This window comes from Flavobacterium sp. HBTb2-11-1 (assembly GCF_009826975.1).
Lineage (GTDB): Bacteria > Bacteroidota > Bacteroidia > Flavobacteriales > Flavobacteriaceae > Flavobacterium.
The window spans coordinates 235,652-249,379 of sequence record NZ_WUMO01000007.1 but is presented as its reverse complement, the minus strand read 5'-3'; the positions used below and the strand labels follow the sequence as shown (position 1 = coordinate 249,379).

Annotated in this window: 17 protein-coding genes and 1 tRNA gene; 11 read left to right on the top strand and 7 right to left on the bottom strand. The window is 34.2% G+C overall.

Annotated elements, in window-relative coordinates:
• Window positions 1–40: 40 nt before the first annotated feature.
• The gene (locus GR162_RS16955) at window positions 41–460 is read right to left on the bottom strand and encodes a hypothetical protein (RefSeq protein WP_008465155.1); all 420 of its coding nucleotides are present in this window, start codon (window positions 458–460) and stop codon (window positions 41–43) included.
• 43 nt (window positions 461–503) lie between these two features.
• Window positions 504–1,094, bottom strand: coding sequence for a thymidine kinase (locus GR162_RS16950; protein WP_035691333.1), 591 nt, complete (start codon window positions 1,092–1,094; stop codon window positions 504–506).
• A 236-nt stretch (window positions 1,095–1,330) separates the two neighbouring features.
• Between GR162_RS16950 and GR162_RS16945 the strand changes: the two genes are divergently transcribed.
• The 10 genes from GR162_RS16945 (at window position 1,331) to GR162_RS16900 (ending at window position 10,672) form a co-directional block, all read left to right on the top strand.
• On the top strand, window positions 1,331–2,353 hold the full coding sequence (locus tag GR162_RS16945; protein ID WP_160783100.1) for a hypothetical protein: 1,023 nt from the start codon (window positions 1,331–1,333) through the stop codon (window positions 2,351–2,353).
• Window positions 2,354–2,451: 98 nt separating this feature from the next.
• Window positions 2,452–3,168, top strand: coding sequence for a 16S rRNA (cytidine(1402)-2'-O)-methyltransferase (gene rsmI, locus GR162_RS16940; RefSeq protein ID WP_160783099.1), 717 nt, complete (start codon window positions 2,452–2,454; stop codon window positions 3,166–3,168).
• Between the two features lie 165 nt (window positions 3,169–3,333).
• Entirely contained in the window at window positions 3,334–3,678 is a 345-nt protein-coding gene (locus GR162_RS16935; RefSeq protein ID WP_008465164.1) for a HopJ type III effector protein, read from the top strand.
• Window positions 3,679–3,934: 256 nt separating this feature from the next.
• Window positions 3,935–5,638, top strand: a complete 1,704-nt coding sequence (gene recJ / locus GR162_RS16930; RefSeq protein ID WP_160783098.1) for a single-stranded-DNA-specific exonuclease RecJ — start codon at window positions 3,935–3,937, stop codon at window positions 5,636–5,638.
• Entirely contained in the window at window positions 5,625–6,908 is a 1,284-nt protein-coding gene (locus GR162_RS16925; protein WP_160783097.1) for an MFS transporter, read from the top strand. Before recJ ends, GR162_RS16925 begins: the two co-directional genes overlap by 14 nt.
• A gap of 247 nt (window positions 6,909–7,155) precedes the next feature.
• On the top strand, window positions 7,156–7,491 hold the full coding sequence (locus tag GR162_RS16920) for a hypothetical protein (RefSeq protein WP_160783096.1): 336 nt from the start codon (window positions 7,156–7,158) through the stop codon (window positions 7,489–7,491).
• 12 nt (window positions 7,492–7,503) lie between these two features.
• Window positions 7,504–8,418: an alpha/beta fold hydrolase gene (locus tag GR162_RS16915; RefSeq protein WP_160783095.1), complete on the top strand. Its 915-nt coding sequence runs from the start codon at window positions 7,504–7,506 to the stop codon at window positions 8,416–8,418.
• A gap of 151 nt (window positions 8,419–8,569) precedes the next feature.
• Window positions 8,570–8,926, top strand: coding sequence for a hypothetical protein (locus tag GR162_RS16910; RefSeq protein WP_160783094.1), 357 nt, complete (start codon window positions 8,570–8,572; stop codon window positions 8,924–8,926).
• 97 nt (window positions 8,927–9,023) lie between these two features.
• Window positions 9,024–9,380 (top strand): hypothetical protein, encoded by a 357-nt coding sequence (locus tag GR162_RS16905; protein ID WP_160783093.1) that lies wholly within the window; start codon window positions 9,024–9,026, stop codon window positions 9,378–9,380.
• An 83-nt stretch (window positions 9,381–9,463) separates the two neighbouring features.
• Entirely contained in the window at window positions 9,464–10,672 is a 1,209-nt protein-coding gene (locus GR162_RS16900; RefSeq protein WP_160783092.1) for a cytochrome c3 family protein, read from the top strand.
• On the opposite strand, the gene GR162_RS16895 is transcribed toward GR162_RS16900, so the two are convergent.
• The 4 genes from GR162_RS16895 to GR162_RS16885 form a co-directional block, all read right to left on the bottom strand.
• Entirely contained in the window at window positions 10,673–11,416 is a 744-nt protein-coding gene (locus GR162_RS16895) for a UDP-2,3-diacylglucosamine diphosphatase (RefSeq protein ID WP_160783091.1), read from the bottom strand.
• An 82-nt stretch (window positions 11,417–11,498) separates the two neighbouring features.
• Window positions 11,499–11,951, bottom strand: a complete 453-nt coding sequence (locus tag GR162_RS16890; RefSeq protein WP_008465176.1) for a 6-carboxytetrahydropterin synthase — start codon at window positions 11,949–11,951, stop codon at window positions 11,499–11,501.
• Between the two features lie 33 nt (window positions 11,952–11,984).
• Complete coding sequence (locus GR162_RS22180) at window positions 11,985–12,161, bottom strand: hypothetical protein (protein ID WP_008465178.1); 177 nt, start codon at window positions 12,159–12,161, stop codon at window positions 11,985–11,987.
• An 89-nt stretch (window positions 12,162–12,250) separates the two neighbouring features.
• Window positions 12,251–13,015: an enoyl-CoA hydratase/isomerase family protein gene (locus tag GR162_RS16885; RefSeq protein ID WP_160783090.1), complete on the bottom strand. Its 765-nt coding sequence runs from the start codon at window positions 13,013–13,015 to the stop codon at window positions 12,251–12,253.
• A gap of 264 nt (window positions 13,016–13,279) precedes the next feature.
• Here GR162_RS16885 and GR162_RS16880 point away from each other — a divergent pair.
• Window positions 13,280–13,353 (top strand) — tRNA-Ala (locus GR162_RS16880).
• Between the two features lie 66 nt (window positions 13,354–13,419).
• Here GR162_RS16880 and GR162_RS22175 read toward each other — a convergent pair.
• A complete protein-coding gene (locus GR162_RS22175) occupies window positions 13,420–13,641 on the bottom strand; it encodes a hypothetical protein (RefSeq protein WP_202393962.1) in 222 nt (73 codons plus the stop codon).
• Window positions 13,642–13,728 lie beyond the last annotated feature (87 nt).

The window sequence follows — 13,728 nt, the reverse complement described above, 5'->3', positions numbered from 1 at the left end:
TCAGAAACCTGTCGGATTTAATTTATAATACCTCTAAACCTTATTTATACTGATCAGGAAATATTTTTATATCAAACAAAAAATCTTTCTTTTTATCACTGTAGCTATAAATCAGAGTATAATCATTTTCTCTAAAAACCTGAAGTCCTGTATTTGCTTTTGCAGTGCTTAAAAGACTTTTTCTTATTTCTTCTTGAATTACATTTACCTCAGCAGTTTCTTTAGTCACATTCAATAATGTTAAATTGTATTGAACTGTTTTTTCTCCATGCAAACTTACGCTGTCTAAACGAATCCCTTCCTGAATATTTAAAGGACAGCTTTTATTATATTTTGCAATTAACTCTACTACTTCAGTATTTACTTCATCTTCTTTTTCGCCTAGGTAAAATTGAAAATAAGCTACAAAAGCGGCAGCAATTCCAATTAATATTAACAATAAAACAGTCGATTTTCTCATATTTTAAAATGTTTTTGTCAAGGCTTATATTAAGTAAAATAATCTATTTTTCGTGATTCTTTTTCATCGCTTTAAAATACGCTGCACGGCTAAGTGGCTCGTATTCTTCTGTTTCTCCAAGCATAACCAATTTATCATTATCGGTTTTTCTAAAACTATAATTGGCTAAGTTTCCTGTTCTGGTACAAACGGCATGAACTTTAGTTACATATTCAGCGGTTGCCATAAGTCCAGGCATTGGCCCAAACGGATTTCCTTTAAAATCCATATCCAATCCTGCAACAATTACGCGAATTCCCTGATTTGCCAAATCGTTGCAAACCGTAATAATTTCATCATCAAAAAACTGCGCTTCATCAATACCGATTACATCGCAGCCTTGAGCTAAAATCATAATATTGGCAGCGGCAGGAACGGGAGTTGAACGAATTTCGTTGGCATCATGAGACACCACCATTTCGTCATGATAACGGGTATCAATAGCTGGTTTAAAGATTTCGACTCTTTGTTTGGCAAATTGGGCGCGCTTTAATCTTCGGATCAGCTCTTCGGTTTTACCCGAAAACATTGATCCACAAATAACTTCAATCCAACCAAATTGTTCTTTGTGATTTACTGTATTTTCGAGAAACATTTTGTATTTTTCTACCTTTAAAAATGAATAGTTTTTATTACTTTGTACTGGCAATAAATTGATGTAAAAATGTACTGTTTTACATTTTTTCAAAAGTAGAAAATTTTTACCAAACCTTAGATTCGCGAAAGCGTATTAACAGAAATAAAAAATTATCTTTTGAATTTCCTTGAGAATAGAGACATTCAGACATTAAATACACTAAAATACCTTATTCACTATAATTTTCAACAGTTATGAAAAAAAAATTGGAAGCTGATTTAATTAGCATTGCACATCGAATTTTAAAACTAAAAAATAAATCCGATATCAATCAATTGTACCTTGAAACTCAGAAATTATACGAGAAATTAGCGGTATTAAAATTTGTAGAAGAGAATTTCGACGCTGCAAAACCAACAATCGGGCAAAACGATATTGTAGCCGAATTGGAAACCATTTTTGAAAAAGAAGAAGAGACAATTCCTGCTATAATTGAACTTGAAGCGCCAGCCGAAGAAAAAGTTATCACGCTTGAAGAATCTTACGAACATGAAATTTCGGAACAAAAACCAACAGAAATTGTTGAAACTGCTGAACCAATCGCTGAAGTCGTAGAACCTGCAATCGAAGAAGCTGTTGAACCAATCGCTGCGGAAATTGAAAAGCCAGTTATTGAAGAAATTGTTGAGCCAGTTGCTGAAAAGGCCGAAGAAACAGAAAAAGCTATTGATGATCTTTCGTTCACAACTGTAAATGAGTTGAAACCGATTCCAGATTTCAAACCAGCTTTTGAATTGGAAACAGAACCATTTATTGAAGAAGTTAAAGAAGAACCTAAGAAAGAAACTCCTGCACAGCCGACGATTCAATTTGAAGATTTCGGAATTAATTATGCCGACGCGCAGTTTGTAAAAGTAGATAGTTTTGAAGCTGTTCCTCCTGCAAAAACTCCTTCTATTAATGATTTCAAAGAAGATAAAAAAGTTGAAACTGCAATTCTTGAAACTCCAACTCAGCCAAAAGCCGTAAGCTTGAATGAAAAACTGGCGAGAGGTTTTCATATCGATCTGAATGACAGAATTGCATTTACTAAAAATCTTTTTGGAAACAGTACAGAAGATTATAGCCGCGTTTTAAACCAATTAATGACTTTTGATTCTTATAGCGAAGCGAAAGATTTTATCGAAAACATGGTAAAACCAGATTACAACAACTGGGAAGGAAAAGACGATTACGCAGAACGTTTTATGGGAATTATCGAGAAAAAATTCTCTTAACATTTCACTTTTCACAAATTACTTTTCACAAATTACTTTTTACAAATTACTTTTTACAAATTACTTTTTACAATTTTACTTTTTCACGAATAAAAAATATGTCAAAATTATATATCGTTCCAACGCCAATTGGCAATCTTGAAGACATGACTTTCAGAGCCATTCGGGTTTTGAAAGAAGTCGATTTGATTTTGGCGGAAGACACCCGCACAAGCGGAAAACTGTTGAAGCATTTTGAAATTGGCACTCACATGCACAGCCATCATATGCACAACGAACATAAAACGACTGAAAATTTAATTGCTCGTTTGAAAGCTGGCGAAACCATCGCTTTGATTTCAGATGCAGGAACTCCAGCCATTTCAGATCCAGGTTTTTTATTGACGCGCGCTTGCGTTGAAAATAAAATTGAAGTCGAATGTCTTCCAGGCGCAACGGCTTTCGTTCCAGCTCTTGTAAACAGCGGACTTCCAAATGATAAATTTGTTTTTGAAGGTTTCTTGCCTGATAAAAAAGGACGTCAGACTCGTTTTTTGGCTTTAGCCGAAGAAACCCGAACGATGATTTTATACGTTTCTCCGCATAAACTCGTTAAAACTCTTAGCGAATTTGTTCAGTATTTTGGAGAAGACAGACAAGTTTGCGTTTCGAGAGAATTATCAAAATTACACGAAGAAAACGTACGCGGAACAGCAAAAGAAGTTTTAGAACATTTTGAAAAAACAGCACCACGCGGCGAAATCGTCGTTGTCGTTGCTGGAAAAACAATAACAAAAGAACCTAAGAAAAGTAAGTTTTCTAAGGACGAAGAATAATTATCTATGCCACAGATTAAAAAGATTTAAAAGATTATTTTTCCGCCACGAATTACTCGAATTTCCACTAATTTAATTCGTGATAATTCGAGTAATTCGTGGCAAACTTTTATTAATCTGTGTTAATCATTTTAATCTGTGGCAAAAAAAAATCAAATTATAATCATGAGCATTCAAGCCTTTTTAGAAAAAGTAAAACAAACTCCAACACAAATCACATTTCCTGAAACGATTGCAGTAATCGAAGAAAATTACAACTTTACTCCAACTGCTTTCCAAAACGGAACTCAACATAACGCAGCAGGCGAAAATTCTGGTTCTTGCAAATTGTTTTCTTTCGCAAAATTGCAAAACTTAAGCAAAGAAGAAACTTTAGCTTGTTTTGGAGCATTCTATTTCGAAGAAGTTTTAGGAGATCCAAACGGAACGAACCACCAAAACATTAGAAATTTCATCAACTTAGGTTGGGACGGGATTCAGTTTGAAGGAAATGCTTTAGAAGCAAAATAACATTTGTCAGGCTGAGCGTAGTCGAAGCCTTTTTTTGTACAAAATATTTCGCCACAGATTAAAATGATTAACACAGATTAATAAAAGTTTGCCGCGAATTGCGCAAATTATCACGAATTAAATTAGTGGAAATTCGTCCAATTAGTGGCAAAAAAATAATCATTATAATCCTTTTAATCTGTGGCAAAAAAAATTACCCATCAGATTAAACGATTTCACGAATCTGAAGTCTAAAATCTAAAATCCAAAATCAACAATGCGTTGGACATTAAAACCAAAACCTTCTGAAGAAAAAATTAAACATTTAGCGCAAGCTTTAAATGTAGAAGATTTTGTAGCAACATTACTTATTCAACGCGGAATTGAAACTTTTGATGAAGCTAAGAATTTCTTTCGCCCATCTTTAGAACACCTTCATGATCCGTATCTGATGAAAGATATGGATAAAGCCGTTGCCAGAATAGAACAAGCCATTCAGAACGAAGAAAACATTTTAATTTTCGGCGATTATGATGTCGACGGAACAACAGCGGTTTCTTTGGTTTCCTCTTATTTAAAATCGTATTATCCTCATATTGCAACTTATATTCCGGATCGGTATGACGAAGGTTATGGAATTTCATATAAAGGAATTGATTACGCAGACGATAACGGAATTTCCCTAATTATCGCTCTTGACTGCGGCATCAAATCGATTGATCATATCGCTTACGCGAAAGCGAAAAACATTGACTTTATTGTTTGTGATCACCACCGCCCTGGAGAAATCCTTCCTGATGCTGTTGCAGTTTTAGATCCGAAAAGAGAAGATTGCTCCTACCCTTACGATGAATTGTGCGGTTGCGGTGTTGGTTTTAAATTGATTCAAGCTTTAGGTCAAAATCGAAATGAAACTATTGAAGATTTAGTTCCGTATTTGGATTTAGTGGCTACAGCAATTGCTGCCGATATTGTTCCGATAACAGGGGAAAATCGTGTATTGGCTTACTTCGGTTTAAAAGTCATTAATAGCGAGCCAAGACCTGGAATTAAAGCTTTGACGCATCAGGTAAAAAAGAAAGTGCTCGATATTACCGACGTTGTTTTTATTATTTCACCAAGAATTAATGCTGCTGGAAGAATAAAACACGGAAATCACGCAGTTGAATTGTTAACTGAATTCAATTTTGAACAGGCTCAGCAATTCGCTTCAGAAATTGAACAATACAATGCAGACCGAAAAGATTTAGACAAAAAAATTACCAAAGAAGCTTTTCAGCAAATTATAGAAAACAAGGAAGAAGAACGTTTTTCTACTGTTGTTTTTCAAGAAGATTGGCACAAAGGCGTAATCGGAATTGTAGCTTCGAGATTAATTGAAACCTATTATCGTCCTACGTTGGTTTTTACAAAAAGTGGAGATAAATATGCCGCTTCTGCCCGATCTGTAAAAGGTTTTGATGTTTACAATGCTTTGGATGCCTGTTCAGAACATTTGGAACAATTTGGAGGACACATGTACGCCGCAGGAATGACTTTGAAAGCCGAAAACTATGAGCTTTTTAAAGAAGCTTTTGAGAAATGCGTACAAGAAACTATTCAGCCCGAAATGCTAACTCCAGAAATTGAAATCGATGCTGAAATTGATTTTTCAGACATCACGCCAAAACTAATCCGCATTTTAAAACAATTTGAACCGTTTGGTCCGCAGAATATGACACCAGTTTTTATGACCCGAAATCTTATAGATACAGGTTATGCCAAAACTTTAGGCGCAGAAGAAGAGCATTTAAGACTTTTCGTAAAACAAAATAATTCTGATGGAATCGCCGCAATTGGCTTTGGACTCGGAAAAAAATTAAACATAGCACAAAATCAGAATCCGTTTCAGCTGGCGTATACCATTGCCGAAAATGAATGGAACGGTACAATTTCAACTCAGCTTATGCTGAAAGACATTAGAACAGATGGAAGAGATTAAATCCAACAAGCCAGATCCCTATCAGGCACTTCGTTATAAAGAATTCAACGTATTTTTATTATTGCGTTTTGCGATGGTTTTTGCCTGGTCAATGCAATTTATTGTAATAGAATGGGAAGTTTATAGCTTAACTAAAAACCCGCTTTCGTTAGGAATTATTGGTCTAATGGAAATTATCCCTGCCGTTTCAATGTCTTTGTTTGCCGGACATATTGTAGATCAGAGAGAAAAAAAAGGTTTATTGGTGAAATGTATTCTAGGTTTTTCAGTAATTAGTTTTGGACTTTTCTTATTGACTTGGCCAAAAGTAGTTGGCGGTCTATCTAAAGATTACATTTTATACTCGATTTATGCACTTGTATTTTTTGGCGGAATTGTCCGTTCTTTTATGGGACCAACTATTTTCTCGCTTTTGTCTTTAATTATTCCAAAAAAAGTATACCCAAATGCGGCAACTTGGAGCAGTTCGGTTTGGCAGATTGGAGCTGTTATGGGACCTGCGCTGGCGGGATTTTCAATTAATTGGATTGGCGTTCACTGGTCAATGTGTTTGGTTTTCGGATTCTCGATTCTTTCGTTAATTGCCTTATCACAAATCAGCCAGAAACCAATTATCAATCCGAAAATGGGAGAATCTATAAAAGATAGTCTTATGGAAGGTTTGACATTTGTATTTAAAAACAAAATAGTTTTAGGAGCCTTATCACTCGATATGATCGCAGTACTTTTTGGAGGAGCCGTAGCATTATTACCTGTTTTTGCCCAAGACATCTTGAAAGTTGGTTCTGAAGGTTTCGGAATTTTAAGAGCCGCTCCTGCGGTTGGAGCTTTTATCACAATGCTAGTTTCTGCTTATGTGCCTTTGTATGAAAATGCAGGGAAGAAACTTTTAATTGCCATATTTGTTTTTGGTTTATCCATCATCTTGTTCGGATTATCAACTTATTTCTGGCTTTCTGTTTTCGCTTTATTCTTAAGCGGATTGGCCGACGGAATTTCAGTAGTTATCCGTCAGACTATTTTACAGCTTAAAACTCCCGATCATATGCGTGGACGTGTTGGTGCTGTAAACTCAATTTTTGTTGGTTCTTCTAATGAATTAGGAGCTTTTGAAAGCGGCGCAACTGCCAAAATAATGGGCGCTGTCACTTCTGTTGTTTTTGGTGGAAGTGTTACGCTTTTGACCGTTTTAGGTTTCGGATTTATATCGCCTACTTTTAGAAATTTAGATTTGAAAAGAGATATGGATGAACATCATAAATTGGAATAGATGAAAAAAGTAAAAAAAAATACTTTTAAGAATTCATTTAGGGACATTACTTATACTTATAATTAATGTCCCATTTTTTGACGCTTTTGGAATTAGCTTAAATTCTGATATTCGCTTAATTCTTAAAATTTTATTTTATGTTTCGGCCGCTATTCTTTTCTTTTATTACATAAAACCATTTAAAAAGAAAGCTATCTATTTCGGGTTTTATTTCTTCTATCCCATATTTGCATTTTTCGGATGGCTCATGGACGGAATTTTAGGTGCTATTATCTCTTCTTTTTTGTTTCTGTTTTTTGCTCCTGCTGACTGTAGATTTGAAAATGATCAAATTCAAATAAACAAAAAAATTACAGGTTTCTTAGGTGCATGTTGTAACTACGAAGTAATTGAAAAGAAACACTTTTTGTTTGAGAAGAAGCTGGCAGAATTTAAATTTGAAGAAGATCTTTATTTCAAAAAAAAAGACGTTACAATTGAAGATAGTTGTGTGCAAATACATCTTGTTTTAAAAGATTACGATTACACTGAAAATCATTATATCGCAAAAGACACTATCCTGCGAATACCTCTAAAAAAATAAGTCTTCCAATAAATGAAATCATTTTTTCTTTCTTTATTCCTAACAATTTCTCTTTTTGCACAAGGACAAAGTCTTTACATCAAAACCTACGGAAACGAAAAGAATAAAGCCATAATTTTTATTCACGGTGGCCCAAGTGGAAACGCTACTTTATTTGAAGGAACAACAGCTCAAAAATTGGCCGATCAAGGTTTTTATGTTATTGCTTATGACCGAAGAGGTGAAGGAAGATCTGCAGATCCAAATGCAAAGTTTACTTATGACGAAGCTTTTCAGGATTTAAATTCTATTTATGCAACATATCATTTAAAGAAAGCAATTATATTAGGGCATAGCTTTGGCGGTTTGGTTGCGACACTTTATACTAATAAATATCCGAAGAATGTGAGCGCTTTGGTTTTGGCTGGAGCTTTATTTTCGCAACAGGAAACTTATAACCATATTCTAGATACTTTAAAAAAGAAATACAGCAACGATTCTGAACAATTAAAAAGAATCAATATTGTAGAGAATCTGGATAAAAATTCAGCTGATTATCGAAAAAAGTGCTTTGAGCTGGCAGGAGAAAATAATTTCTTCAAAATGCCAAATCCAACGTCAGAATCTAAAAAATTATATTCCGATTATGAAGCTGGAGAATTTTTCAAAACCAATATTCGAAATAAAAATGCTCCGCTAGTTTTTTATCAAAACGAAAAGCAAAACAATATTGATACGCGTCCGATTTTAAAGAAAATCAAAACCGCTGAAGTTCCAATCTATGGAATTTACGGAAAACAAGATGGCATTTTTTCATCAGCACAAATTAATTCTCTTAAGGCAATAACTGGCGAAAAACGTTTTGTTTTTCTAGACAATTGCTCACATTATTTATTTGTTGACCAACAGGCTGCTTTTCTTTCCAAGTTAAAATATTGGTTGAAATAACAATTGAATTTTGTAAAAAAAGCAAATTCACAAACCTACATAAACAACTAAAAATCAAAACACTAATTCTGATTTTTAGCTTTTTTTTATGCTTTTCTTAATCAAGTATTAGTACAAAGAGTCCGTACCTTTGTGGCCTAAAAAAATTGCCATGAAAGACATCGAGCAGATATACCGAAACGATTTTGGAATTTCATTTTATTGGAAAGAAGGCAACGAAATTATATCAGATAAAATCCAACTGCTTTTTAAACAAATGGGATTTTACTTTTCTGTTCAAGAGTTAAATGAATTTCACCATTTAATTGAAGACTGCGTAACCGACCACAATGATTATGATGCACGTGGCGTAAAACGCGCCTTCGATAAATTTTTATTGAAAACACCGTATGTTGCTATAGATTTAGAAATATCACCAAAGGAATTAGATTCTATAAAAGACTTGGTTGATGGTTCTTTATTTCGACTTCACCTCAACGAATACATTTACGGTTCGGGCATGAACTAAAGCAAAACGAGCAAAGATTTTTTTCAAACTTTTATGATTTTTTTATTTAGAATTAATATAAATAATATTTATATTTGTTGAAATAAAAGGATTTGCGATGAGAGAAATTGAACAAATATATCATAATAACTTTGGAATAGCTTTTTACTGGAAAGATCAGAACACTACAATTTCAGACAAAGTACAATTGGTTTTTAAGGAAACTGGCTTTTATTTTACAGTTCAAGAATTAAATCATTTTTGCGATTTGATTGAAGATAGCATGATCGAAAACTCCTGTTGTGAAGCATGCGAAATGAAATATTCATGCCATAAGTTTTTATTGAAAACACCTTGCAATTCTATAGATTTAGCTGTAAACATGACCGAATTGAAATCGATTAAAGATTTGGTTGAAGGTTCTTTATTCAAAATTGAACTAGATGAATATGTTTATGGAGTTGGCATGAATTAAGAAGTATTCTAAATATTTTAACAGCATTTTTTCATTATTGAAATATATTTTGATTCCATTCAAAAAAAAGTATATTTACAGCAATGAAAAAAACTGCATTTCTACTTACCTTATTACTTCTGGCAATTCTCTTTGTCAGCTGCAACAACAAATCAGAGGAATATATTGATCCGCGCGGAACCGATTATGCGGGGTCAGAAAGCTGTATACAATGCCATAAAGTGCAATCTGACATGGCATTCAAAAGTTCGCATTTTAAGGCAACTTCTCCAGCAATTCTAGGAAATGTATCAGGCGATTTTGATTCTAAAAACCATACTTTCATTTACGATAAAGAGACCAAATTGGTCATGGAAAAACATGGAGATAGCTTGTATCAAGTTGTTTATAAAAACAACAAGGAAGTTTCAAAGTATAAATTTGAAATTGTTTTTGGGACCAAACATGCTCAAACCTCTGTTTATTGGAAAAACAACAATACTTACGAACTTCCCGTTTCTTTTTATCACTCCATAAACAATTGGGCAACAAGTCCAGGCTTTCCTGCCGATAAGCCGTATTTTGACCGTATGGTGGTAAAAGATTGCTATTCTTGCCATAGTTCGAATATAAGTTCGAGAACAGTTGATCAGAGTTCAGCAAATAAAAATTTCTTGTCTATGGATGTTGAAGATATCATTAGAAAGGAAACAATAGTTTACGGAATTGATTGCGAACGTTGCCACGGCCCCGCCAAAAAACATGTTGAATTTCATCTAAAAAATCCAAACGTAAAAGTTGCCAATAGCATTGCGAGTTTCAAAACCTTAAACAGACAGCAAAAATTGGATGCTTGCGCTTTATGTCACGCAGGAAATGACGGCATGAAATTGAAATCTCGTTTTGAATTTAAACCCGGAGATAATTTATCCGAATTCTTTCGTGAAACCAAAAGCATTACTGATACCGCAAATTTTGATGTTCATGGCAATCAGTATCGATTGATGGCGCAGAGTAAATGTTTCATCAAAAGCGATAAAATGGATTGCATTACTTGCCATAATCCTCATGAAAATGCTTCTAAAAATATGGCTTCGTATTCAAAAATCTGTATGAGCTGCCATCAAGGTTTAAAACACAAAGAAACTACTTTAAAAACAATGCCTGAGAAGTTATTGGCCAGCAATTGCGTAGAATGCCATATGCCGAAAAAAGCATCTGGAGCAATTAAATTTCAGCTTTCAAACAGCAAACAACTTTCAGAATATATTCTGCGAACGCATAAAATTGGCATTTATCCGAATGCGAAGTAATTATTTTTCGAATTTTTTAAGCTCGAATTTTTCGCCGTCAAAAACACCGTAAGTAAAATATCCAATCCAATCGCCAAGATTTACATATTCCGAATTTTCTCCAACAGGAATAATCATAGGTAAATGGCGGTGTCCGAAAATAAAATAATTGTAATGTTTGGATTCTAGTTTGCGTTTCGCATATAAAACCAGCCATTCGTTTTCTTCTCCAAGAAACTTCACATCTTCGTCGCCAGAAATCAATTTGTTTTTCACAGATAAATATTGAGCTAAACTTACACCAACATCTGGATGCAGCCAACGGAAAAGCCATTTTGAAAACGGATTGGTAAATACCTTTTTCATTCGTTTATAACCTTTATCGCCTGGACCTTTTCCGTCTCCGTGACCAATTAGGAACGTTTTTCCGTTAAAAGTAAATTCTTTGTTATCGTGATAAACCGGAATATTCAACTCAGTTTCGAAATAATCATTCATCCAAAGGTCATGATTCCCAACAAAAAAATAAATTGGAATTCCGCTGTCGCGAATTTCAGCCAACTTACCTAAAATGCGCACAAAACCTTTTGGAACAACTGTTTTATATTCAAACCAAAAATCAAATAAATCTCCCAATAAAAAAATTGCTTCTGCATCTTCTTTAACCTCATCAATCCAAGCCACGAATTTTTTTTCGCGAGGCAAACTCATTTCTGGAGTTGGCGCACCAAAATGCTGATCTGAAGCAAAATATATTTTTTTCATTTAGAATTTTAGATTGTTAGACTTCTTAGAATTTTAGACTTTTGTCTCTCTGAGCGATGCAGAAGAGTTTGGAATTTGGAATTTACAAATTATCACTTGCGTACCATTCTGCGAAAGACGATTCTGTTTCTTGAAGTTTTAATGAGAAAAGAGAAATTCCGGCAGGCAGACGATTTTTAATTCTTTCAGCAAAATCAACCACCATATTTTCGCTTGTTGGCTGATAATCTACCAAAATAACATGATGCCCACGGTTTTTCAATTCATTTGCCAATTCGACATGCGGAGTTGTTTGGTTGAAAACAGTAGCATGATCAAATTGATCGACGATTTCTTCTTTTACAATTTTCTTTAGATCAGAAAAGTCAATCACCATTCCGAACTTTACATTCGATCGGTCTGTAATTGGCGAACCAATAACCGTTACCGATAATTTATAACTGTGTCCGTGAACGTTCTTGCATTTTCCGTCGTAACCGTATAAAGCGTGACCGGTTTCGAAACTAAATTGTTTTGTAATTCTGATATTACTCATCGATTTTTAATTTTAAGCTTGCAAATTTACAAATTAATTGCCGTTTTTAGCTCTTTTTTTAGCACGAGTATACATCCACAAAGCAATTCCGCCCAAAACCAGAAACGGAATAAAAGATCCGATGACAACCCCAATTTGATAACCACTGTCTGGAGCGTCTTTAATTTTCTCTGCAATGTCAACTTTTTGCATTAGCGAAATAATAGTCATGTTCAATAATTTATGTAGTGAAAATTTGATTTTAAAACTTTTTCAAAGCTATGCTCCTATTTTTCTAAAATCAATGACTTATATCATACCTATTTTTTAAACTGAAGCAAAGCATTTTTAGTGAAATCAGATAAAACTAGCTTCCCTGTAATAGCTGCGCGTTCAAACAAAAGAGATTCCCATTGCTCTGTTCCTTCCCAAATAATCTTTTTCATTTCGTAAAGCGCTTCGGGATTATAAGAACTTAATCTTTGGGCAAAACTTTCGACATCTTTATCTAAATTTTCGGAGTCACTTATAACCGAATAAAGGCCTTTCTGGAAAGCCCAATCTGCCGATTTCCATTCGTGAGCAGCTAAGGTCATTTGTGTCATTGCCGTTTTTCCGATTTTCCTAGAAACGGCTGGTTCAATTACAAAAGGCCCAATTCCAATTGCTAGTTCCGATAATTTAATATCACCTTGCTGAGTTGCAAAAACATAATCGCAAGCCGAAATAATTCCGACACCGCCGCCAACAGCTTTTCCTTGTACACGTCCGATTATAATTTTATTGCAATTTCGCATAGCATTCAGCAAATGTGCAAAACCCGAAAAGAATTCTACACCTTGTTCTTCATTTTCGACTTTCAAAAGTTCATCAAAAGAAGCGCCAGAACAAAACGTTTTTTCTCCTTCGCTTTTTAAAATAATAACCGAAACTTCTTCATTTCGGCTTAAACTATTTATTTCAGCAGTCAAAGCATCTAACAAAGTGCGCGGAAAAGAATTACTGGCTGGATGACCAAATTGCACCGTTGCAATATTATTTTGAAAAGAAGTTTCTAAACTTCCGTTTGTATTTTCTAGGCTCATAAAAATTACATTTAAAGGTAAAGTTACGCTTTTGAAAATAATTCCTCTGAAACTTCTAGAAATTTGTTTTTTGAGAATAAATTGACTTTATTTGTTAACACTTTGGGGGATTAGCTCATTTGGCTAGAACGTCCCGATGAAAAATCGGGAAGGCGATGATTCGAATGCTCAAATCCAAACACACGGGGGATTAGCTCATTTGGCTAGAGCGTCCCGATGAAAAATCGGGAAGGCGATGATTCGAATGCTCGAATCCAAACACACGGGGGATTAGCTCATTTGGCTAGAGCGCTACGCTGGCAGCGTAGAGGTGATCGGTTCGAATCCGATATTCTCCACAAAACAAAAAACCCTTGTAAATTCTGTTTTACAAGGATTTCATTTTTTAGAAAAACTAATTCTAATTATTTCTCATTTGCAGCATCATCTGCATCCACTCTCTTTTTTTCAGCTTTTTTAAAATCGTTGTTTAGCAACTTTTCTAATTTCTTTTTTTCTCGCTGATTTTTTCTGATTGTCAGCACAACAAGAATAATTACCAATATTGCGACAATCGCTATTATGTTCCAATTGATATCCATAATTAAAATTTTAATTAAAGGTAAATAATCAAAATTATCTTTCATGTTATCAAACAGTTAAGTATTTTATTTTTTAATAAAAGTTATTTTGATACAATTATATTTTTTGAAAGATATTTCTTTAAAAACTGT

Excerpts from the sequence above, each read along its gene's own strand:
- GR162_RS16955 (WP_008465155.1), bottom strand. The coding sequence starts at position 460 with ATGAGAAAATCGACTGTTTTATTGTTAATATTAATTGGAATTGCTGCC.
- GR162_RS16950 (WP_035691333.1), bottom strand. The coding sequence starts at position 1,094 with ATGTTTCTCGAAAATACAGTAAATCACAAAGAACAATTTGGTTGGATT.
- GR162_RS16945 (WP_160783100.1), top strand. The coding sequence starts at position 1,331 with ATGAAAAAAAAATTGGAAGCTGATTTAATTAGCATTGCACATCGAATT.
- rsmI (WP_160783099.1), top strand. The coding sequence starts at position 2,452 with ATGTCAAAATTATATATCGTTCCAACGCCAATTGGCAATCTTGAAGAC.
- GR162_RS16935 (WP_008465164.1), top strand. The coding sequence starts at position 3,334 with ATGAGCATTCAAGCCTTTTTAGAAAAAGTAAAACAAACTCCAACACAA.
- recJ (WP_160783098.1), top strand. The coding sequence starts at position 3,935 with ATGCGTTGGACATTAAAACCAAAACCTTCTGAAGAAAAAATTAAACAT.
- GR162_RS16925 (WP_160783097.1), top strand. The coding sequence starts at position 5,625 with ATGGAAGAGATTAAATCCAACAAGCCAGATCCCTATCAGGCACTTCGT.
- GR162_RS16920 (WP_160783096.1), top strand. The coding sequence starts at position 7,156 with ATGGACGGAATTTTAGGTGCTATTATCTCTTCTTTTTTGTTTCTGTTT.
- GR162_RS16915 (WP_160783095.1), top strand. The coding sequence starts at position 7,504 with ATGAAATCATTTTTTCTTTCTTTATTCCTAACAATTTCTCTTTTTGCA.
- GR162_RS16910 (WP_160783094.1), top strand. The coding sequence starts at position 8,570 with ATGAAAGACATCGAGCAGATATACCGAAACGATTTTGGAATTTCATTT.
- GR162_RS16905 (WP_160783093.1), top strand. The coding sequence starts at position 9,024 with ATGAGAGAAATTGAACAAATATATCATAATAACTTTGGAATAGCTTTT.
- GR162_RS16900 (WP_160783092.1), top strand. The coding sequence starts at position 9,464 with ATGAAAAAAACTGCATTTCTACTTACCTTATTACTTCTGGCAATTCTC.
- GR162_RS16895 (WP_160783091.1), bottom strand. The coding sequence starts at position 11,416 with ATGAAAAAAATATATTTTGCTTCAGATCAGCATTTTGGTGCGCCAACT.
- GR162_RS16890 (WP_008465176.1), bottom strand. The coding sequence starts at position 11,951 with ATGAGTAATATCAGAATTACAAAACAATTTAGTTTCGAAACCGGTCAC.
- GR162_RS22180 (WP_008465178.1), bottom strand. The coding sequence starts at position 12,161 with ATGACTATTATTTCGCTAATGCAAAAAGTTGACATTGCAGAGAAAATT.
- GR162_RS16885 (WP_160783090.1), bottom strand. The coding sequence starts at position 13,015 with ATGAGCCTAGAAAATACAAACGGAAGTTTAGAAACTTCTTTTCAAAAT.
- GR162_RS22175 (WP_202393962.1), bottom strand. The coding sequence starts at position 13,641 with ATGAAAGATAATTTTGATTATTTACCTTTAATTAAAATTTTAATTATG.